We start from the raw sequence: 17,749 nt of genomic DNA, 5'->3' as shown, positions 1-17,749 counted from the left end.
CTCACCAGACGCGCACCGACCCGCCCCGGGCGAACGCGGGGCTGGTCGCCGCCGCCGGGATCTCGGTCAGGGGCTCGGCGATCTCCTCGACCGTCGGGCCGACCTTGGCCGCGATGGGGTCGAGTACGCCGAGGTCGAAGCCGTAGACCCGGGCGGCGTTGCCGCCGGCCATCGCCGCGACCTCGTTCCTCGGCAGCCCCGCGTAGGCGATGCGGAGGCCTTCGCGGGAGTAGGGAGTGGTGCCTTCGTCGTGCGGATAGTCGCAGCCCCACATGATCTTGTCGAGGCCGATCCGGTCGCGCAGCGGCACTTCGTGCGGGCGCATGAAGCTCGCGCCGACGAAGCAGTTCTCGCGCCAGACCTCACTCGGGCCCCTGCCCATCGAAGCGGCAAGCCCCGCGCCGAACTTGGACTCCGCGGTGGCGGCTCTCGTCGCCGCGGCCACCAGGCGCGCGTGGTAGTAGTCCAGCATGTCGAGCACGCCCGGGATCCAGCCCGAGCCCTGTTCGGTGAGGACCAGCTTCAGCTCCGGGTGGCGGCGGAAGGCCCCGCCGAAGATCAGATGCCACAGGGCCCGGTGCGAGAACCAGGTCGTCTCCACCATGAACACCGCACGGGCCGCCGGTTCTTCACCCAGTGGCGGGGACGCCGAGCCGCCGTGGTGGTTGACGGGTACGCCGAGCTCGTCGCAGACCGCCCAGATCGGGTCGTACGTCCCCGAGTACAGCTCAGGTAGGCCCGAGCCGGGTGGTGTGCCCGGCAGCAGGATCCCGCCGGTGAGGCCCGCCCGGCTCGTGCGGCGGATCTCGCGGACCGCCTCGTCGACGTCGTTGAGCAGGATCTGTGCCACGCCCGCCCGCCGTCCGGGCGCCGCCGCGCAGAAGTCGGCGAGCCAGCGGTTGTGGGCACGCAGCCCGGCCCAGCGCAGTTCGTATTCCTCCCGCGTGGGCGCCGGGGCCATCAGCGAGGCGCTGGGGAAGAACGGCGGGATGGTGTTGGGGAAGACGACCTCGGCGACGATGCCGTCGGCCTCCAGCTCACTGAGGCGGCGCTCCGAGTTCCAGTTGCGGTCGGCGGTGTCGGCGAGCAGATCCTCGTACGGATTGACGTAGGTGGCCGCCCAGGCGTCGAAGTCGTCGTGGTACCTCTTCTCCAGATACGGCTTGTAGTCGAGGAGATCGGCCCCGGCGTGACAGTCGGCGGAGATGACGGTGTAGCGGTCGGCTCCGTCTCTCATGACGAGGCTCCCAGGACAGGGAAGTCGTGCTCGGTCAGCCAGTGGCGGCCCACCTCCCGCGACCTCGCCCAGGATGCCTCGACGGCCGACTGGTCCTCGGACTGGCCCAGTTCGGCCGGGGTCGGGCCGATGCGCCGGGCGATCGGGGCGAGCTTTTCGGTGTCGAAGCCGAAGACGTCCGCGGCGGCCAGGCCCAGCATGCGGCGGGTCTCGGCGACGGGGATGTCGTGGAAGGTTTTCGCCAGCCACGCGCGCGTGTCGGGCCAGGTGCCCTCGGGGTGCGGGAAGTCGCTGCCCCACAGGATGTTGTCGACGCCGATCTCGTAGCGCTGGGCGAGTTCGCGCCGCTTGGTGTTGGTGGCGCAGATGAAGATCTGCCGGTCGAGATACTCGCTCGGCGGCCGCTTCAGCTCGGCGAAGGGCGAGAGCTTCTTGCCGCCGTGCGCACCGAGATAGAGCCGGTCCATGAACCAGAGCTGGTTGGGAAGCCACCAGCAGCCGGACTCGGCGACGCCGAACTTCAGGCCGGGATGGCGCTCGAAGACGCCGGACCAGAGCAGGAACCACAGCGGCCGCGCCGGCCACCAGGTGACCTCGGAGACATAGATGCCGAGGTGGTCGCCATACTCGTGGCGCGGCGCCGCGCCGGAGTGGGTGACCACCGGCATCCCGCTCTCCGCGGCGGCAGCCCACACCGGGTCGTAACGCCGGTCGTGGTACGGCTCCTTGTCGACCCACATCGAGGGGATCATCAGCGCGCCGAGCCCGGACTCCTTGGCGCGGTGGATCTCGGCGACGACCTTCGCGGGCTCCGCCGTGATGGGCAGCAGGGCGACCCCGCAGTGGCGCTCCGGATTCTGGCCGACGAATTCGGCCAGCCAGCGGTTGTGCGCCTGCGCACCCGCCATGCCGAGTCCGGGGTCCTGGTCGCCGCTCAGGCCGAGCCCCACTCCGAAGGGCGCCGCGGTCTGGCTGTCGACGGCGTCCGCGTCCGGGAAGACGACCTCGGCCGCCACTCCGTCGCCGTCGAGCTCCTTGAGCCGCTGGGCGGTGTCCCAACCGCCCTTGAGGCCTTCCTCGTTGTCGCTGAACCACTTGTCGGCGAAGGCTTCGTTGCGTACGCCGAGCCGGGTCATCTCCTCGCGGCGGCGGCCCTGCCCGGCGAGGAAGGCGTCGAAGTCCCGGTGGACGCGGGACTCCAGATAGGGCCGGTACTGCTCGGTCGGCAGTCCGGCGTGGCAGTCGGAGGAAATGATCAGGTACGGGTCTGACCTCACGTCTGACATCAGGTGTCCCTCAGTCGAGAATGAAGCTTTCCAGGTACGACGGGTCCGCGCGGTCGAGCATCGACTGCGACCTGGCGCGGATCTGCCGGTCGCTGTGCTCGCTCGCGGGCAGCATCCAGAAACGGTCCGCTCGGATCGAGTCCACGACGAAGTCGGCGACCTCCTCGACCGGGGTGAACCTCACCTCCTGGCCGGCGTCCTTCATCGCCTTCTCCCACTGGTCCAGGCTGCGGTACGGCGTCTTGCGCGGGCGCTCCTTCGCGTACCGCCGGGGCCGGTTGCGGTGCGACTCCCACAGTCCGGTGCGCAGCATGTGCGGCCCCGGGAAGAGGACGGACGCGCCCACGCGCGCGTGCTCCGCCTTCAGATGCGCGTACAGCGACTCCGTCATCGTCACCACCGCCGACTTGGTGACCGCGTACACGGACGCGGTGGGCAGGGGTGCGATCCCGCCGTCGCCGGACGAGGTGTTGACGACATGGCCCGGCTCGCCGCTCGCGATCATGCGCGGCACGAAGGCCTGGATGCCGTGGAAGACACCCCAGACGTTGACGGCGAAGGCCCATTTCCAGTCGTTGGGCTCGTGCTCCCACATCCGGCCCTCGGCGCCGGAGCCGACCCCCGCGTTGTTGCACAGCACATGGACGGCGCCGAAGGTCTCATGCGCGGCGTCGGCAAGCTCGAAGACGGAGGCGCGGTCCGCCACGTCGACGGTGTGCGCGAGCACCCGCGCCCCGTCCGCGGTGAGTTCGTCCGCCGCCTTGTGCAGGGCCTGTTCCTCGACGTCAGCGAGGACGACCCTGAGCCCTTCGGCCGCGAACCGCCGTGCCATGGCGAGCCCGATGCCGCCGGCCGCGCCCGTGACGACGGCGACCTGTCCCTGCCTCAGCCGCATCAGACGCTCCCCGCAGGGGGACCGTCGAGGATCTGCTGCGGGTCGTCGTAGCGCTGGTGGATGTAGGGCAGCAGGGCCTGGGCGCTCACCCGCTCGGCGACTCTGCCCTTCTGGTCGGTGGTCTTGTCGCCGATGGTGAGCTCGACGACACGGCGCACGGGCAGGTCCGCGACGGGGTCGTACATCGACTCGCGCAGCACCACATCGCCGGTGAGCTTCTCCAGCTTGCGGAACTTCTCGTTGCGCGTGCAGTGCACGAGGACGGGGTCGGCGTCGAAGCCCTGTCCGTCGACCGCGGGCAGGAACTTGAAGTAGAAGTCGAGCTTCGCCGCCGGTTCGGGCAGCGGAAGCGGGCCGTCCACCGCTCCGCGCACCTCGACGAAGGCGATGCCGTGCCGGGCGAGCACGGCCCGTACGACCAGTCCGTCGCGTTCGACACCGACCTCGCCCAGCTTCTTCGGCTCGCCGAAGACTTCCCGTCCCCCGATCAGCGCGCGCTCATGGGTCATCGGCATGACGAGCGGGTACCAGCCCTCGCGCCCGTCGTGCAGCGCCGCGACGGCCACCGAGCCGGCGCCTGGGGGTACCTCCCGCGCCGAAGGCTGTGGGGGAGGATAGCCGGGCAGGTCGACCTTGCTGATACTGGCCCGCACCAGGGGCCGTTCGGTGGGTTTGAGCGGCGGCGGAAGTACGGCCGCCACCGCGTCGGGGTCGCTCTCCCAGACCGCCACGACGCCGGTGGACCAGATGTCGGGGAGCTTGGTGCTGGATGCGCGGGCCGCGGCGATCTCCGCCTCGGTGCGCGCGCCGTACCGTACGCGTGCCATGTCGTACCGCCCTTCGTCAGTCGGCCTGTAACACAGTTACACCGGGGGCGATGAAGGGTAAAGAGCCATGCACGTACCGGAATTGGGGGCACCATGCCGAGAACCGCGCTGACCCGCGAGGAGGTACTCGAAGCCGCCGCCTCGCTCGTCAAGCAGCACGGGCCGGGGGCCCTCACCATGCGCAAGCTCGCCGCCGAGCTCGGCACGGCCGTCACCTCGATCTACTGGCACGTCGGCAATCGCGAGTCGCTGCTCGACGCACTGGTGGAGCGGACGGTTCAGGAGATGGGCGCGATCCGGCCCGTCGGCCGTACGCCCGCACAGCGCATCGTCTCGGTCGCCCGGCGGCTGCGCCGTGAGCTGCGCGAGCGCCCCCATCTGATCGCGATGGTCCATGAACGGGGGCTCACGGAACGGATGTTCCTGCCCGCGCAGCAGGCGCTCGTCCACGAGGTGCACGCCGCGGGACTGCGGGGGGCGCGCGCGGCCGAGGCGGTGCGCGCCGTCCAGTTCCAGGTCGTCGGCTTCGTGCTCGTCGAGCGCAACCGGGAACGCTCGCCGGTCCAGTCGCCCGGGGAGCAGGAACTGTGGGACACGAGGACGGCGGAGCACGACCCGGCGCTGGCCCGCGCGCTGGCGCGGCCCGCCGATCCGGAGAAGCTGTTCACCGCCTCCGCCAGGGCACTGGTGAGCGCGCTGCTCGCACCCGCGCGACACACGGTCAGGTGACACCCGGTCGGGCGACACTGGCCTTATCTCGCCTGCCGCCGGGGCCTGTTGACGGCGGTGGCCTGGAACAGCGCACTGCCGGGCACCTCGTCGCCGCGCCGGACCGGCCGGCCGACGGACCGGGCCCATCCTGAGTTGTCAGTGCGGGCCCGTATTCTCTGTGACCATGCTCGACGACCGTACAACCGCAGCTACAGCGTGGCCGACCGCGTATCCCCAGGGATACGCGGTCGTCGACGTGGAGACCACCGGACTCGCTCGCGACGACCGGATAATCTCCGCTGCTGTGTACCGTCTCGACGCCCGGGGAAATGTCGAGGACCACTGGTACACCCTCGTCAACCCGGAACGGGATCCGGGTCCGGTGTGGATCCACGGTCTGACGAGCGATGTGCTGGAAGGCGCACCGCTCTTCGGTGATATCGCCGAAGAGTTCTCCGAGCGGCTCGACGGCCGGGTCCTCGTCGCGCACAACGCCATCTTCGACTGGTCGATGATCTCCCGGGAGTACGCGCGCGCGAGCACCACCGCGCCCACCCGGCAGCGGCTCTGCACCATCGCGCTCTCCAAGGAGCTGCGGCTGCCGCTGCCCAATCACAAGCTGGAGTCGCTCGCCGCGCACTTCGGCGTCGTACAGCAGCGGGCCCACCACGCCCTGGACGACGCCCGCGTGCTGGCCGAGGCGTTCCGCCCGAGTCTGCACACCGCGGCGCGTGACGGGGTGCGGCTGCCGCTGCTCGAATGCCGTCCGCTGACCGAGTGGTCGGACTCGCCCGCGACCCCGAGGATCGGTTACCAGGCTTCGTACGGCCAGAGCGCGTACGGGCACAGCAGCTGGCGGCCCTCGCGCAAGCGCCCCGCGTGCCCCTACCCCAACCCGGGACGGTACGAGGTGGGCGAGGCGCTCGTGCAGGGCATGCGGGTGGCCTTCTCCGGCGACACCTCCGTCGACCGCGAACTGCTGGAGGACCGGGCGATCGAGGCGGGCCTGCATGTCGCCACGAGCGTGTCCCGGCTGACGAGCCTTCTGGTGACCAACGATCCCGGGGCCTCGACGTCGAAGACGGTGAAGGCGAAGGCGTACGGCACGCCGGTCATCGACGAGGCGGCCTTCACCCACCTGTTGCGGGACGTGGCTCAGGCACCCGCATCGGAGTGAACCGGACGCGACTCGCCCGCCGCCCGCTCGCACCGCGGCCGCCTCGCGTCCCACCCTGTGGCGCATGGCACGTTGCGAGGTTTGCGGAAACGACTACGGCATGTCCTTCGAGGTGCACGCGCAGGGCGCGATTCACGTCTTCGACTGCTTCTCCTGCGCCATTCACCGCATGGCGCCCATCTGTGAGCACTGCCGGGTCCAGATCATCGGACAGGGCGTCGAGGTCGAGGGCCACTGGTACTGCGGCGGGCACTGCGCCCGCGCGGAGGGGAGGGCGGGCATCGTCGACAAGGTCTGACCCGGCTGCGCCCCGGTCGTTGAGCACCACGCCGCGGCGAGCGCGACGGGCTCCGGTCCCCGCGACAGCTGGTTCGCGGGCCCGGGCGGGACCCCCGCTCCGGGCCCCGGCGCCGCAGCGGGTACGGTCGAAGCCGTGTACCGCTTCCTGTTGTCCCGCCAGTGGGTGATCCTCACCCTCATCGGCCTCGTACTCATCCCCACGATGATCGAGCTGGGCTTCTGGCAGCTCCACCGGCATCAGCACCGGGTCGCGCAGAACACACTCATCGCGAAGAACCTCCGGACGAAGCCCGTCCCCGTGACCGAGCTCACCTCCCCCGGGCACACCGTCCCCAGCGCCGACTACTGGCGCCGGGTCACCGCCACCGGCACTTTCGACACCGCGCACGAAGTCGTCGTACGCCGCCGCACCTCCGCCGACGAACGCATCGGATTCCATGTCCTGACCCCGCTGGTCCTCGCCGACGGCCGGGCGGTCCTGATCAACCGCGGCTGGATCCCGACGGCGGCCGAGCAGCAGGCCTTCCCCTCCGTGCCGCCCGCGCCCAAGGGGACGGTGACGGTGACCGGCCGGCTCAAGGCCGACGAGACGACGAAGGCCAGCGGCATCAAGGACCTCGCCGGTCTGCCGCCCCGCCAGATCATGCTGATCAGCAGCGCGCAGCAGGCGAAGGCGCTGGGCCGCACCGTGCTCGGCGGCTATCTGGAGCAGACCGCGCCCGAGCCCGCGGGCAGCAGCCCGGAACTGATCCCGGACCCCGACCACGACTCCATCGGCTCGCACATGGCGTACGCCGTCCAGTGGTGGCTGTTCACCGCGGCGGTACCCGTCGGCTGGGTGATTCTCGTACGCCGCGAGAAGCGCGACCGCGAGGCCTCCGCGGCGCAAACGGCACAGGAGCCGGCCCCCGCGAACGCCTAGCCGTGGCCCCGGCCCAGCTCCGCGGCTGCTTAATCACCGCGCTGGGCGGGAACACGCGAATGCGTGACCCTACGCATCGAGGACTACGCCCTCATCGGCGATCTCCAGACCGCCGCGCTGGTGGGCAACAACGGCTCCATCGACTGGCTGTGCCTGCCCCGCTTCGACTCCGGAGCCTGTTTCGCCGCGCTGCTCGGGAACAAGGACAACGGCCACTGGACGCTCGCGCCCAAGGGCGCCGGTCCCTGCACCCGCCGCGGCTACATCGGGGAATCGCTCGTCCTGGAGTCGGTGTGGGAGACGCGTACCGGCACGGTCAAGGTCATCGACTTCATGCCGCAGCGCGACACGGTCCCCGATGTCGTCCGCATCGTGGAGGGCGTCAGCGGCTCGGTCGAGATGAGCGGCACGCTGCGGCTGCGCTTCGACTACGGCTCCGTGGTGCCGTGGATGCGCAGGGCGGAAGGTCACCGGGTGGCGGTCGCGGGCCCCGACTCCGTATGGGTGCGCAGCGAGCCGGACGTCAAGACCTGGGGGCAGGAGTTCAGCACCCGCACGTCATTCACGGTCGGCGAGGGCGAGTCGGTGGCGTTCGTCATGACCTGGCATCCCTCGAACGAGCCGCGGCCGACCCTCATCGATCCGTACGACGCGTTGCGCAGCAGCCTGGACGACTGGGCCGAATGGTCCCGGCGCTGCCGGGGCGGGGGTCCCTACCGCGAGGCCGTGGTCCGCTCGCTCATCACGCTGCGGGCGCTGACCTACGCCCCGACCGGCGGGATCGTCGCCGCGCCCACCACCTCCCTGCCGGAGGAGCTCGGCGGCGTACGCAACTGGGACTACCGCTACTGCTGGCTGCGGGATGCCACCCTCACGCTGGGCGCGCTGGTGATGGCGGGCTACCAGGAGGAAGCCTGGGCCTGGCGCAACTGGCTGCTGCGGGCGGTGGCCGGAGACCCGGCGGATCTGCAGATCATGTACGGGCTGTCGGGAGAGCGCCGACTGCCCGAGACGGAGCTGGAGTGGCTGAGCGGCTACGAGGGCTCCGCGCCGGTCCGCACGGGCAACGAGGCGGTCAAGCAGCTGCAGCTCGATGTGTACGGAGAGGTGCTCGACTCCCTCTTCGTGGCCCGGGAGGCGGGTCTGCCCGCGGAGAAGCACGCCTGGAATCTGCAGCTCAGCCTGCTCGGCTTCCTGGAGTCCAAGTGGCGCGAGCCGGACGAGGGGCTGTGGGAAGTACGGGGCCCCCGGCGCCACTTCGTGCACTCCAAGGTGATGGCGTGGGTGGCGGCGGACCGAGCCGTGCGCACCCTGGAGAGGCATCGTTGGCTGCACGGCGACGCGGACCGGTGGCGCGCGATGCGCGACGAGGTGCACCGGGAGGTGTGCGAGAAGGGGTTCGACCCGGTGCGGAACACCTTCACGCAGTCCTACGGCTCCGTCGAACTCGACGCGGCTGCACTGCTGATCCCACGGGTCGGCTTTCTGCCGCCGGACGACCCGAGGGTGATCGGGACGGTGGACGCGGTGCGCGAGGAGCTGGGGACGGCAGGTCTCGTACGCCGCTACAGCACCGACAGCCGGACGGTGGACGGGCTGCCCGGGAGCGAAGGGGCGTTTCTGGCCTGCTCGTTCTGGCTGGTCGACGCGTTGCGGCTGACGGGGCGGGTGAAGGATGCGCGGGAGCTGTTCGAGCGGCTGCTCGCCCTGCGCAACGACGTCGGGCTGCTGGCCGAGGAGTACGACCCCGTGGCCGGCCGGCAGGTCGGGAACTTCCCGCAGGCGTTCAGCCATATCGGGCTGGTCGTCTCGGCCCTCGCGCTGGCCGGGGAGGAGACGGCAGGATAGGCCCATGGATCTTGGACTGAAGGACCGCGTCTATGTCGTCACTGGCGCGTCGCGGGGACTGGGGAACGCGTCGGCGCGGGCGCTCGTGGCCGACGGCGCGAAGGTCGTCATCACCGGCCGCGACAAGAAGTCGGTCGCGGACGCGGCGGCCGAGCTGGGCCCGAACGCCATCGGTATCGCCGCGGACAATGCCGACCCGGCGGGCGCCGAACGCCTCGTCGCCGCGGCACGGGCACACTTCGGGCGCTTCGACGGCATCCTGATCAGCGTGGGCGGCCCGGCACCGGGCTTCGCCGCGGACAACACGGACGAGCAGTGGCTCATGGCGTTCGAAGCGGTGTTCCTGGGCGCGGTACGGCTGGCCCGCACGGCGGCTGCGGCGCTGGACGAGGGCGGCGTGATCGGCTTCGTCCTGTCCGGCTCGGTCCACGAACCGATCCCCGGCCTGACGATTTCCAACGGCCTCCGCCCGGGCCTCGCGGGCTTCGCGAAGTCCCTGGCGGACGAACTGGGCCCCCAGGGCATCCGGGTCGTCGGCCTGCTCCCCTCCCGCATCGACACGGACCGCGTCCGCGAACTCGACGCCCTGTCGGGCGACGCGGAGGCGGCCCGCACGGCGAACGAGTCCCGCATCCCGCTGCGCCGCTACGGCACGCGGGAGGAGTTCGGCAACACGGCGGCGTTCCTGCTGTCACCGGCGGCGTCGTACCTGACGGGCGTCATGCTCCCGGTGGACGGTGGCGCGCGCCACGGCTTCTGACGGGCCGCGGGCGGTCGGTGCCCCGCGGCTCGTGGCGGGAGGCTCGCCCCACCCACCCGCCCGATCACCGCGTTTCGCAGGTGCGGGGTTTGTGCGGTGCGTCGGCGCTGCGGCCGCCCGCCCGGGTGGCCGGTGCCCCGCGCTCCGCGCGGTCGGCTCGTCCCACCCATCCGCCCGATCACCGCAGTCCGCAGGTGCGGGGTTGTGCGATGCGTCGGCGCCGCGGCCGCAGCGCTCGCGATGCTCGCTGCACAGAGGCTCGCCCCCGAGGGCAGGTGGCGAGCCAGCAGCGAACGCTGCGGCGCCGAACAGTGCGCCCATCCGGGAGATGCCGCAGCTGTCGCCGCTGGAGGTGCCGGTGATCGGTGCCCGCGCTCCGCGCGGGCGGCCGTCCCATCCATCCGCCCGATCACCGCGGTGCGCAAGCGCGGGTCGCGCGTTGCGCCCGCGCTGCAGCGCCAAGCAGCCCGCGCTCGGCGAGGACTTGCCGTCCCAGCAGCGCCAAGCAGCCCGCGCTCGGCGAGGACTTGCCGTCCCAGCAGCGCCAAGCTGCCGACCCCGGCAGGGACTGGCACGCGCCGGGGCGCGAAGCCCCCGGCCCTGCCTCCGACGGCAAGTGGCGAGCTCGCCGACAATCCGCCGCCACGGCGCCAAGCAGCCGCGCTCGGCCGGGACATGCCGTGCACCCGCGGCGCAAAGCTGCCGCCCCCCGGGGCCTTTGGGTACCCCGCACCCCCACCTCACCTCAGTGGGTCCTGGGCGCAGCCCCCCACGCGGCGGAAAGGCCCCGCGCAGCGGCCGGGTCGCCCGGCTCCGCGTCAGCTCACCCGCTCCGCACCGTGCTTCGCCGCCCTCAGCCGCACCTCCGCCGGCAGCACCTCCAGCCCCGCCGAGTCCCTCGCGTGCCCCACCGCTTCCTCCGTCAGCCGCTGCAGCGACTCCCCGGGGGAGGCGTGCGGCTCCAGCAGCAGCGCGACCCGCGCCGACGGCGTGCTGCGGCGGCCCGTCAGGGTGACGTGGGCTCGGGACACGCCCTTCAGGGACTCCGCCTCGCTCTCCAGGACGCCCTCCAGCGCCCGCCCCCGCAGCAGCGCGCCCTCCCCGTCGCCGCTGTCCACGAGCACCTCCGCCAGCCGGGCGCGCCGCAGTTGGGCGATCAGCCACCACAGGGCGAGCAGCACGAGCACCGCGAGCGCGGCGATGACCGCGGGCCACCACCAGCCCTCGTCACGCCAGCGGTAGCGGTCCGCTTTGCTCAGCAGTACGTCGTTCGGCCCGTCCCAGGGCCACCAGGACGGCACCGCCCATCCGGCCCCCGCCGCGAGCACCCCGCCGCCCACGCACAGCAGCACCAGCCCGGCCAGAGCGAGCAGTACGCGATTGACGATCCCGAGCATCCGCCCTCACCTCTTCTTCGCCGACGGCCGGGCGACGTGCACGGTCAGAGCAGGCGGCCTGGTGAGGCCGAGTTCCTTGATGCCGCCGGCCAGCGCCACGTCCAGGTCCGCCCGTACGTCGTCGAGTTCGCGGAAGTGTGAAAGGGCCCGCACGGAAACCTTCGTGCGCCGCATCCGGACCCGTACGGACTGCACCCCGGAGATCTCCATCGCCCGGTCCCGCAGTACCAGCGCCGCGGCGTCCCGGTCGAGCCCCGCCCGTACGGAGGCGACGTCGCGCCGCATCGGCAGCAGCGCCCGCAGTCCGGGCGTGACGGCGATGACGACGAGGCAGACGCCGAGGACCATCGCGGCCACCGCGACGGCCAGCACCCCCAGCTCGTCCAGCCGCCATTTCGCGAGGTCCGCCGCGAACACCCTCCGCCAGTGCATGGCGGGGCGGTCGGCCCGTACCGCCGCGATGTCGTACAGCAGGAGTCCCGCGCCACCGAGCACCACGAGGGCCACAAGCCCGGCCGGAATCCTGCGCTCGGACCAGAAGCGCCCTGCCCTGCCTCCGTCGCCCTCGGCCTGACCGGAAGAGTGATAGGCCGCAGCCGACGCCGACTGGTCCAGTTCGAGTACGGGCCGTTGCGGCTCGCTCATCGGATCCTCCCCTGTGCCGCCCTGCGCGAGTGCACCGAGTGCAGCCGCTCGACCAGCACCGCGACCTCGGGCACATCCATCCCCGCCAACGCCTTTACCCGCTGTGCGACTCGATGACGCACGGCCCCGCACTGACCGCCGATGTCGGAGGGATAGCCGAGCTCCAGGCTGACCCGGACCCGGGCCATGTCATGGTGCACCGTGACCGTGGCCCGGGGTGCCGTGCTGCCCTCCGGTACGACGTCGAGCGCTTCCCGCGCCGCCTGCGCGGCGATCTTCGCGACGACCCGGTCGGCGATCGCGGTCGCCCCGCGCTCCGCGGCTTCGACGCGGTCGGCGGCTTCGACGCGGTCGGCGGCCACCGCGGCTCACCGCCGCCGGTCGCCGCGCTCGCGGCCGCGGAAGAAGTCGCCGGGTTCGAGGTCGCCGTCCAGGAACCGGCCTGCCACAAAGCCGACCGCCCCCAGTGCGGCGACCAGCAGAAAGGCACCGAACCCGCCGAAGTATCCGGCGAAGCCGAGTGCCATGCCGGCGATCATGCCGGCCACAGCCATGCTCATCGTGGGCTCCTCTACTGGAGACGCTGTTCCGGCTCTTCCTCTTCCTCATCGGGCAGTTTCACATCGCTGACCGCGATATTGACCTCGACGACCTCGAGTCCCGTCATGCGTTCCACCGCGGCGATGACGTTCTCGCGGACCGCGCGGGCGACCTCGGTGATGGAGACGCCGTAGTCGACGACGATCTCCAGGTCGAGGGCCGTCTGCACCTCGCCGACCTCGGCCTTCACACCGCGGGTGACGCTGGACTTGCTGGCACCCGGAACCCGGTCGCGGACAGCGCCGAAGGTGCGGGAGATGCCGCTGCCCATCGCATGGACTCCGAGAACATCGCGGGCGGCGAGTCCGGCGATCTTCTCGACGACGCCGTCGGCGATGGTGGTACGGCCACGGGATGCGGGATCCCCGCCGCCGCGCTTGGTCGTGGAGGTTCTCCTGGGTTCGTCGCCCGTGCCCGACGGTTCGTTGGGCTCGGGCCGGTTGCGCTGAGCGGTGTCGGTCATCGTCGTGCGTCCTTTCCGGGCGGGTTGGACTCCGTTGTCCACATTAAGTGCGCTTGCCCGCTCTCGCGCCGGGGATGCGGCACGCTGGAGCAATGACCACCGCTGATGCAGTACGGCGACGGCTCGGGCTCGGCAGGCTGCTTCCGCTGGGCGGGGCCGCTGACGGGGCGTGGCTGGCGGAACAGGCGGCCGACGCGGTGCTTCGGCACGCGGCGGCCCAGGTGCCCGGGGTGGCGCCGGGCAGGCTGAGGCTGGCGCTCGCGGATCCGGACACGGCGGGCCTTCCCTCCGTACCGCCACCGCCGAGCGCGCTGCCGCCGGGGCCGCTGCGCATCGAGGCGGATTTCGCGGGGGTGGCGTGGGAGCCGCTCCCGGTGACGGCGTCCCTGCTGCGTGCGGCGCTGTTCACGGCTGCGGCGGACCTGCTGGATCTGAGGGTCACGGAGGTGGATCTGCGGGTGACGGACGTACTGGACGCCGCTCCGGAAACCCCGCAGGCCACTCCCCCACCCGGTGTACGGGTCGCCGCCCCGAAGGATCCAGCGGGATGGGCCACGTCCGGGGCCCCGGGAGTGGCCCATCTGACGGCGTCCCTGGGCGCGGCGGTGCATCTCGCCCCGGACCATGTCCGTGTCGAGGTGGCGACGGCGAGGGGTCACCGTCCGCTGGCGGTGGTCCGGGCGGTCCGCGAGGCGGTGACGGCCGCGCTCGCGGACGGCCGCCCGGTGTCGGTACTGGTCACGGCCGTGGAGCCATGACCTGGGCCGCGCCCACGGCGGACCGGGCGGGCCAGGCGGACCCGGCGGATCAGTCGCCGATGCCGGCGAGGTCGCGCAGTCGGCGCGCCTGCGCCGCCCGCTCGGCGGTGCGCTGTTCCTCGTAGGAGCGGCCGCTCACACCCTGCAGCAGCGTCTTGGTCTCGATCACCGCGTCCCGCGGCGCCGCGAGCAGTGCCGCCGCCAGGTCCCGTACCGCGCTGTCGAGCTCGTCACCGGGCACGACAAGGTTGGCCAGCCCGGTGCGCTCGGCCTCCTCGGCATGGACGAAGCGGCCGGTGGCGCAGATCTCCAGCGCACGGGCATAGCCGACCAGCGAGACGAGCGGGTGCGTGCCCGTGAGGTCGGGGACGAGCCCGAGGCTGGTCTCGCGCATGGCGAACTGCACGTCCTGCGCGACGACCCGAAGGTCGCAGGCGAGGGCGAGCTGGAATCCGGCACCGATCGCATGACCCTGGACGGCCGCAATGGTGACGATGTCACTGCGGCGCCACCAGGTGAACGCCTCCTGGTACTCGGCGATGACCGCGTCGAGCTCCGCGTCGGAGCCGCGCGCGAGGTCGAGAAAGGACGGCTCGCCGTCGAAGCCCTCGGGCGTGAACGCCTGCCGGTCGAGCCCCGCGGAGAAGGACTTGCCCTCGCCGCGCAGCACCACGACCCGCACGTCGCCCGGCAATGACCGACCCGCCTGCGCCAACGCCCGCCACAGAGCGGGAGATTGGGCGTTGCGCTTGTCCGGGTTGGTCAGGGCCACCGTGGCAACCGCGTCCTCGACGGTGAGCCGTACGCCGTCCTTGTCGAGCACAGAGTCGAGCGAAGTCATGGGGCGCCTCCGGTTCGGGTGCAGTCACTGCATACGAAGCTAAGTGACTGCACAGTAACCACCCGGCCGACCCTGCGACCGACCGGGTGGCCACCGTTGGAAACCGGTGGACCGGAGGAGCCTCGACGGTCAGGCCGAAGCTTTCTTGCCTCGCGTCGCTCCGCCGCGTCCCCGCAGCGTGACTCCGGACTCACTGAGCATCCGGTGGACGAATCCGTAGGAGCGGCCGGTCTCTTCGGCCAACGCCCGGATGCTCGCACCGGAGTCGTACTTCTTCTTCAGGTCTGCCGCGAGCTTGTCGCGCGCGGCGCCGGTTACCCGGCTGCCCTTCTTCAGAGTCTCGGCCACCCGTGCCTCCTCATGGGAAGTGCGCTCTGGACTCTCATGATCACCCCTCGGGGGCTTCCTGGCCACCCATTCGGCAAGGTCCGTGCGACAAGCTTTGGCGTCCGATATGAGGCCGACACGAGCGGAATCTCTAATTCCGCGTGCGGCTGTCCGCACGCCCGCACGGATTCCCCGTAGAAGTCGCAGGTCAGCGCCGCGCGAGCGGGATGGACGGGGCAGCGCACCGGACGGAGCGGATCCGCTCGGTGCCACGCCGGGGTACGAGACGTTCTCACTCAGATGATGGATCACGCGTAGGCCGAATGATCCATACGGAGTGGATCAGAGCCCGACCGGACCGGAAAAGGCCGGTCCGGCACGGGTGCGGCATCGGTCCGGCACGGTTGAAACCCCATCCGGCACGCCTGAGGCACCGGTCCGGGGACCGGTCAGGCCAGCGCCACCAGGTCCGCGTAGTCCGCGCCCCACAGGTCCTCGACGCCGTCCGGCAGCAGGATGATGCGCTCGGGCTCCAGCGCCTCGACCGCTCCCTCGTCGTGCGTGACGAGGATGACCGCGCCCTTGTAGGTGCGCAGCGCGCCGAGGATCTCCTCGCGGCTGGCCGGGTCGAGGTTGTTGGTCGGCTCGTCGAGGAGCAGGACGTTCGCGGACGAGACGACCAGGGTGGCCAGCGCCAGACGGGTCTTCTCACCGCCGGAGAGCACCCCGGCCGGCTTGTCGACGTCGTCGCCGGAGAACAGGAAGGAGCCCAGCGTCTTGCGCACCTGGACCAGATCGAGGTCCGGCGCGGACGAGCGCATGTTCTCCAGAACCGTGCGCTCCGGGTCCAGCGTCTCGTGCTCCTGGGCGTAGTAGCCGAGCTTGAGGCCGTGGCCGGGGGTGACCGCTCCGGTGTCCGGAGTTTCCACGCCCGCGAGCAGGCGCAGCAGTGTCGTCTTGCCCGCGCCGTTGAGGCCGAGGATGACGACCCGGGAGCCCTTGTCGATCGCGAGGTCCACGTCGGTGAAGATTTCGAGGGAGCCGTACGACTTGGACAGGCCCTCGGCGGTCAGCGGCGTCTTGCCGCAGGGTGCGGGCTCCGGGAAGCGCAGCTTGGCGACCTTGTCGGAGACGCGGACCTCGTCGAGCCCCGCGAGCAGCCGCTCGGCCCGCTTGGCCATGTTCTGCGCGGCCACGGTTTTGGTGGCCTTGGCGCGCATCTTGTCGGCCTGGGAGTTGAGGGCCGCCGCCTTCTTCTCGGCGTTCTGCCGCTCGCGCTTGCGGCGCTTCTCGTCGGCCTCGCGCTGCTGCTGGTAGAGCTTCCAGCCCATGTTGTAGACGTCGATCGTGGAGCGGTTGGCGTCCAGGTAGAAGACCTTGTTGACGACCGTCTCGACGAGGTCGACATCGTGGGAGATGACGATGAAGCCGCCGCGGTAGGTCTTGAGGTAGTCGCGCAGCCAGACGATCGAATCGGCGTCGAGGTGGTTGGTGGGCTCGTCGAGCAGCAGGGTGTCGGCGTCCGAGAAGAGGATGCGCGCGAGCTCGACGCGGCGGCGCTGACCACCGGAGAGCGTATGGAGCGGCTGGCCGAGGACCCGGTCGGGCAGGCCGAGCGCGGCGGCGATGGTGGCTGCCTCGGCCTCGGCGGCATAACCGCCCTTGGTGAGGAACTCCGTCTCCAGGCGCTCGTACTTCTTCATCGCCTTCTCGCGGGTGGCGCCCTTGCCGTTCGCCATCCGGTCCTCGTTCTCCCGCATCTTCTTCAGAACGGAGTCGAGGTCACGGGCCGAGAGGATGCGGTCGCTGGCGAGGGTCTCGAGGTCGCCGGTGCGCGGGTCCTGCGGAAGATAGCCGACCTCGCCGGAGCGGGCGATGGCGCCGGCCGCGGGGATGCCTTCGCCCGCAAGGCATTTGGTGAGGGTGGTCTTGCCCGCTCCGTTGCGGCCTACCAGGCCGATGCGATCGCCTTTGGCGATACGGAAGGAAGCGGACTCGATGAGGACACGTGCGCCGGCGCGCAGCTCGATGCCGGAAGCGGTGATCACGGAAAGACTCCAGGGCGGTATGGACGGCGGAAGGGACGGGCGCGGGAGCTTCGACGCCGCCTAATGCGCAAGGAGAATTGCCATACGGGCCAGTCTACCGGGGCCCTGCAAGTGGTTTTGCGCCAGCTTTCGCTGCCGCGGCCCCAGGGGCAGAGGGGGCGGACGACGACGACTTCACCAACGGCGACATGGCCCGGTGCAACACCTGCGGCTGACTGTCAGTGGCGACTGTCAGACTGAGATGCAGATCACATTTCCACCGTCGAGCCTGAGGAGTGATCGAGATGACTCAGTCACCAAGTATCTGTCCGACGTTGAGGTACGCCGACGCGAAGGCCGCGATCAAACAGCTCAACGAGGCCTTCGGCTTCACCGAGCACGCGGTGTACGAGGACGAGGCGGGCGCCGTGGTGCATGCCGAACTGACCTTCGGCAACGGCATGGTGATGCTGGGCAGCAAGGGCACCGGCAGCGAGTTCGACAAGCTGATGGAGAGCGGCGGGCCGATGGGGGTGTTCGTCCATGTCGACGACGTCGACGCGCACCACAGCAGGGCGCTGGAGCACGGCGCGGACGTCGTGATGCCGCCGACCGACCAGGACTACGGGGCGCGGGACTACATGGCGCGGGACATCGAGGGCAATGTGTGGAGCTTCGGGACATACGCGCCGGGGGCGGAGGGGTCGTAGCCCCCGCCCCCGGACAAC

At 71.1% G+C, this 17,749-nt stretch carries 20 protein-coding genes; 8 read left to right on the top strand and 12 right to left on the bottom strand.

Going from position 1 to position 17,749, the window contains the following annotated elements; translation table 11 throughout:
* Position 1 precedes the first annotated feature (1 nt).
* From OG905_RS31510 to OG905_RS31495, 4 genes are read right to left on the bottom strand one after another with little or no spacing between them, the layout of a single operon-like run.
* Positions 2-1,237, bottom strand: coding sequence for an amidohydrolase family protein (locus tag OG905_RS31510; protein ID WP_328679421.1), 1,236 nt, complete (start codon positions 1,235-1,237; stop codon positions 2-4).
* Entirely contained in the window at positions 1,234-2,523 is a 1,290-nt protein-coding gene (locus OG905_RS31505) for an amidohydrolase family protein (protein ID WP_328679419.1), read from the bottom strand. The genes OG905_RS31510 and OG905_RS31505 overlap by 4 nt, the downstream gene beginning before the upstream one ends.
* Before the next feature lie 10 nt (positions 2,524-2,533).
* Positions 2,534-3,418 carry an SDR family NAD(P)-dependent oxidoreductase gene (locus OG905_RS31500; protein WP_328679417.1) on the bottom strand — a complete coding sequence of 295 codons (885 nt, stop codon included), beginning with the start codon at positions 3,416-3,418 and terminating at the stop codon, positions 2,534-2,536.
* Positions 3,418-4,245, bottom strand: coding sequence for an acetoacetate decarboxylase family protein (locus tag OG905_RS31495; protein WP_328679415.1), 828 nt, complete (start codon positions 4,243-4,245; stop codon positions 3,418-3,420). Before OG905_RS31495 ends, OG905_RS31500 begins: the two co-directional genes overlap by 1 nt.
* Before the next feature lie 93 nt (positions 4,246-4,338).
* On the opposite strand from OG905_RS31495, the gene OG905_RS31490 reads away from it, so the two are divergent.
* From OG905_RS31490 to OG905_RS31465, 6 genes are all read left to right on the top strand, one after another.
* Positions 4,339-4,974, top strand: a complete 636-nt coding sequence (locus tag OG905_RS31490; RefSeq protein WP_328679413.1) for a TetR/AcrR family transcriptional regulator — start codon at positions 4,339-4,341, stop codon at positions 4,972-4,974.
* 166 nt (positions 4,975-5,140) lie between these two features.
* The gene (locus tag OG905_RS31485; protein ID WP_443044015.1) at positions 5,141-6,133 is read left to right on the top strand and encodes a DEDDh family exonuclease; all 993 of its coding nucleotides are present in this window, start codon (positions 5,141-5,143) and stop codon (positions 6,131-6,133) included.
* A gap of 64 nt (positions 6,134-6,197) precedes the next feature.
* Complete coding sequence (locus OG905_RS31480) at positions 6,198-6,431, top strand: hypothetical protein (RefSeq protein ID WP_324973319.1); 234 nt, start codon at positions 6,198-6,200, stop codon at positions 6,429-6,431.
* A 135-nt stretch (positions 6,432-6,566) separates the two neighbouring features.
* Positions 6,567-7,355: an SURF1 family cytochrome oxidase biogenesis protein gene (locus OG905_RS31475; RefSeq protein WP_328679410.1), complete on the top strand. Its 789-nt coding sequence runs from the start codon at positions 6,567-6,569 to the stop codon at positions 7,353-7,355.
* Positions 7,356-7,418: 63 nt separating this feature from the next.
* Complete coding sequence (locus OG905_RS31470) at positions 7,419-9,203, top strand: glycoside hydrolase family 15 protein (protein WP_328679408.1); 1,785 nt, start codon at positions 7,419-7,421, stop codon at positions 9,201-9,203.
* A gap of 4 nt (positions 9,204-9,207) precedes the next feature.
* A complete protein-coding gene (locus OG905_RS31465) occupies positions 9,208-9,963 on the top strand; it encodes an SDR family oxidoreductase (protein WP_328679406.1) in 756 nt (251 codons plus the stop codon).
* Between the two features lie 818 nt (positions 9,964-10,781).
* On the opposite strand, the gene amaP is transcribed toward OG905_RS31465, so the two are convergent.
* Genes amaP through OG905_RS31440 form a run of 5 tightly spaced genes read right to left on the bottom strand, consistent with a single transcriptional unit; the run spans position 10,782 to position 13,068 of the window.
* Positions 10,782-11,360 carry an alkaline shock response membrane anchor protein AmaP gene (amaP, locus tag OG905_RS31460; RefSeq protein WP_328679404.1) on the bottom strand — a complete coding sequence of 193 codons (579 nt, stop codon included), beginning with the start codon at positions 11,358-11,360 and terminating at the stop codon, positions 10,782-10,784.
* Between the two features lie 6 nt (positions 11,361-11,366).
* The gene (locus OG905_RS31455) at positions 11,367-12,005 is read right to left on the bottom strand and encodes a DUF6286 domain-containing protein (RefSeq protein ID WP_328679402.1); all 639 of its coding nucleotides are present in this window, start codon (positions 12,003-12,005) and stop codon (positions 11,367-11,369) included.
* The gene (locus OG905_RS31450; RefSeq protein WP_328679400.1) at positions 12,002-12,367 is read right to left on the bottom strand and encodes a hypothetical protein; all 366 of its coding nucleotides are present in this window, start codon (positions 12,365-12,367) and stop codon (positions 12,002-12,004) included. The genes OG905_RS31455 and OG905_RS31450 overlap by 4 nt, the downstream gene beginning before the upstream one ends.
* Before the next feature lie 6 nt (positions 12,368-12,373).
* Positions 12,374-12,565 carry a hypothetical protein gene (locus tag OG905_RS31445; protein WP_266477809.1) on the bottom strand — a complete coding sequence of 64 codons (192 nt, stop codon included), beginning with the start codon at positions 12,563-12,565 and terminating at the stop codon, positions 12,374-12,376.
* An 11-nt stretch (positions 12,566-12,576) separates the two neighbouring features.
* A complete protein-coding gene (locus OG905_RS31440) occupies positions 12,577-13,068 on the bottom strand; it encodes an Asp23/Gls24 family envelope stress response protein (RefSeq protein WP_328679395.1) in 492 nt (163 codons plus the stop codon).
* A 92-nt stretch (positions 13,069-13,160) separates the two neighbouring features.
* On the opposite strand from OG905_RS31440, the gene OG905_RS31435 reads away from it, so the two are divergent.
* Complete coding sequence (locus OG905_RS31435) at positions 13,161-13,826, top strand: hypothetical protein (RefSeq protein WP_328679393.1); 666 nt, start codon at positions 13,161-13,163, stop codon at positions 13,824-13,826.
* Between the two features lie 49 nt (positions 13,827-13,875).
* Here OG905_RS31435 and OG905_RS31430 read toward each other — a convergent pair whose 3' ends face one another.
* From OG905_RS31430 to OG905_RS31420, 3 genes are all read right to left on the bottom strand, one after another.
* Entirely contained in the window at positions 13,876-14,667 is a 792-nt protein-coding gene (locus OG905_RS31430) for an enoyl-CoA hydratase/isomerase family protein (RefSeq protein WP_328679392.1), read from the bottom strand.
* A 129-nt stretch (positions 14,668-14,796) separates the two neighbouring features.
* Entirely contained in the window at positions 14,797-15,015 is a 219-nt protein-coding gene (locus OG905_RS31425; protein WP_019060653.1) for a helix-turn-helix domain-containing protein, read from the bottom strand.
* Between the two features lie 428 nt (positions 15,016-15,443).
* The gene (locus OG905_RS31420; RefSeq protein WP_328679359.1) at positions 15,444-17,042 is read right to left on the bottom strand and encodes an ABC-F family ATP-binding cassette domain-containing protein; all 1,599 of its coding nucleotides are present in this window, start codon (positions 17,040-17,042) and stop codon (positions 15,444-15,446) included.
* A 284-nt stretch (positions 17,043-17,326) separates the two neighbouring features.
* On the opposite strand from OG905_RS31420, the gene OG905_RS31415 reads away from it, so the two are divergent.
* Positions 17,327-17,731: a VOC family protein gene (locus OG905_RS31415; RefSeq protein ID WP_328679357.1), complete on the top strand. Its 405-nt coding sequence runs from the start codon at positions 17,327-17,329 to the stop codon at positions 17,729-17,731.
* Positions 17,732-17,749 lie beyond the last annotated feature (18 nt).

Source organism: Streptomyces sp. NBC_00322 (genome assembly GCF_036147535.1).
Lineage (GTDB): Bacteria > Actinomycetota > Actinomycetes > Streptomycetales > Streptomycetaceae > Streptomyces.
Note: the sequence above shows the minus strand (reverse complement) of the source record. Positions and strands in the feature narration are given on the sequence as shown.

Coding starts and splice junctions, on each gene's coding strand:
- OG905_RS31440 (WP_328679395.1), bottom strand. CDS start 13,068: ATGACCGACACCGCTCAGCGCAACCGGCCCGAGCCCAACGAACCGTCG.
- OG905_RS31415 (WP_328679357.1), top strand. CDS start 17,327: ATGACTCAGTCACCAAGTATCTGTCCGACGTTGAGGTACGCCGACGCG.
- OG905_RS31465 (WP_328679406.1), top strand. CDS start 9,208: ATGGATCTTGGACTGAAGGACCGCGTCTATGTCGTCACTGGCGCGTCG.
- OG905_RS31455 (WP_328679402.1), bottom strand. CDS start 12,005: ATGAGCGAGCCGCAACGGCCCGTACTCGAACTGGACCAGTCGGCGTCG.
- OG905_RS31495 (WP_328679415.1), bottom strand. CDS start 4,245: ATGGCACGCGTACGGTACGGCGCGCGCACCGAGGCGGAGATCGCCGCG.
- OG905_RS31480 (WP_324973319.1), top strand. CDS start 6,198: ATGGCACGTTGCGAGGTTTGCGGAAACGACTACGGCATGTCCTTCGAG.
- OG905_RS31430 (WP_328679392.1), bottom strand. CDS start 14,667: ATGACTTCGCTCGACTCTGTGCTCGACAAGGACGGCGTACGGCTCACC.
- OG905_RS31445 (WP_266477809.1), bottom strand. CDS start 12,565: ATGAGCATGGCTGTGGCCGGCATGATCGCCGGCATGGCACTCGGCTTC.
- OG905_RS31435 (WP_328679393.1), top strand. CDS start 13,161: ATGACCACCGCTGATGCAGTACGGCGACGGCTCGGGCTCGGCAGGCTG.
- OG905_RS31500 (WP_328679417.1), bottom strand. CDS start 3,418: ATGCGGCTGAGGCAGGGACAGGTCGCCGTCGTCACGGGCGCGGCCGGC.
- OG905_RS31485 (WP_443044015.1), top strand. CDS start 5,141: ATGCTCGACGACCGTACAACCGCAGCTACAGCGTGGCCGACCGCGTAT.
- OG905_RS31490 (WP_328679413.1), top strand. CDS start 4,339: ATGCCGAGAACCGCGCTGACCCGCGAGGAGGTACTCGAAGCCGCCGCC.
- OG905_RS31510 (WP_328679421.1), bottom strand. CDS start 1,237: ATGAGAGACGGAGCCGACCGCTACACCGTCATCTCCGCCGACTGTCAC.
- OG905_RS31505 (WP_328679419.1), bottom strand. CDS start 2,523: ATGTCAGACGTGAGGTCAGACCCGTACCTGATCATTTCCTCCGACTGC.
- amaP (WP_328679404.1), bottom strand. CDS start 11,360: ATGCTCGGGATCGTCAATCGCGTACTGCTCGCTCTGGCCGGGCTGGTG.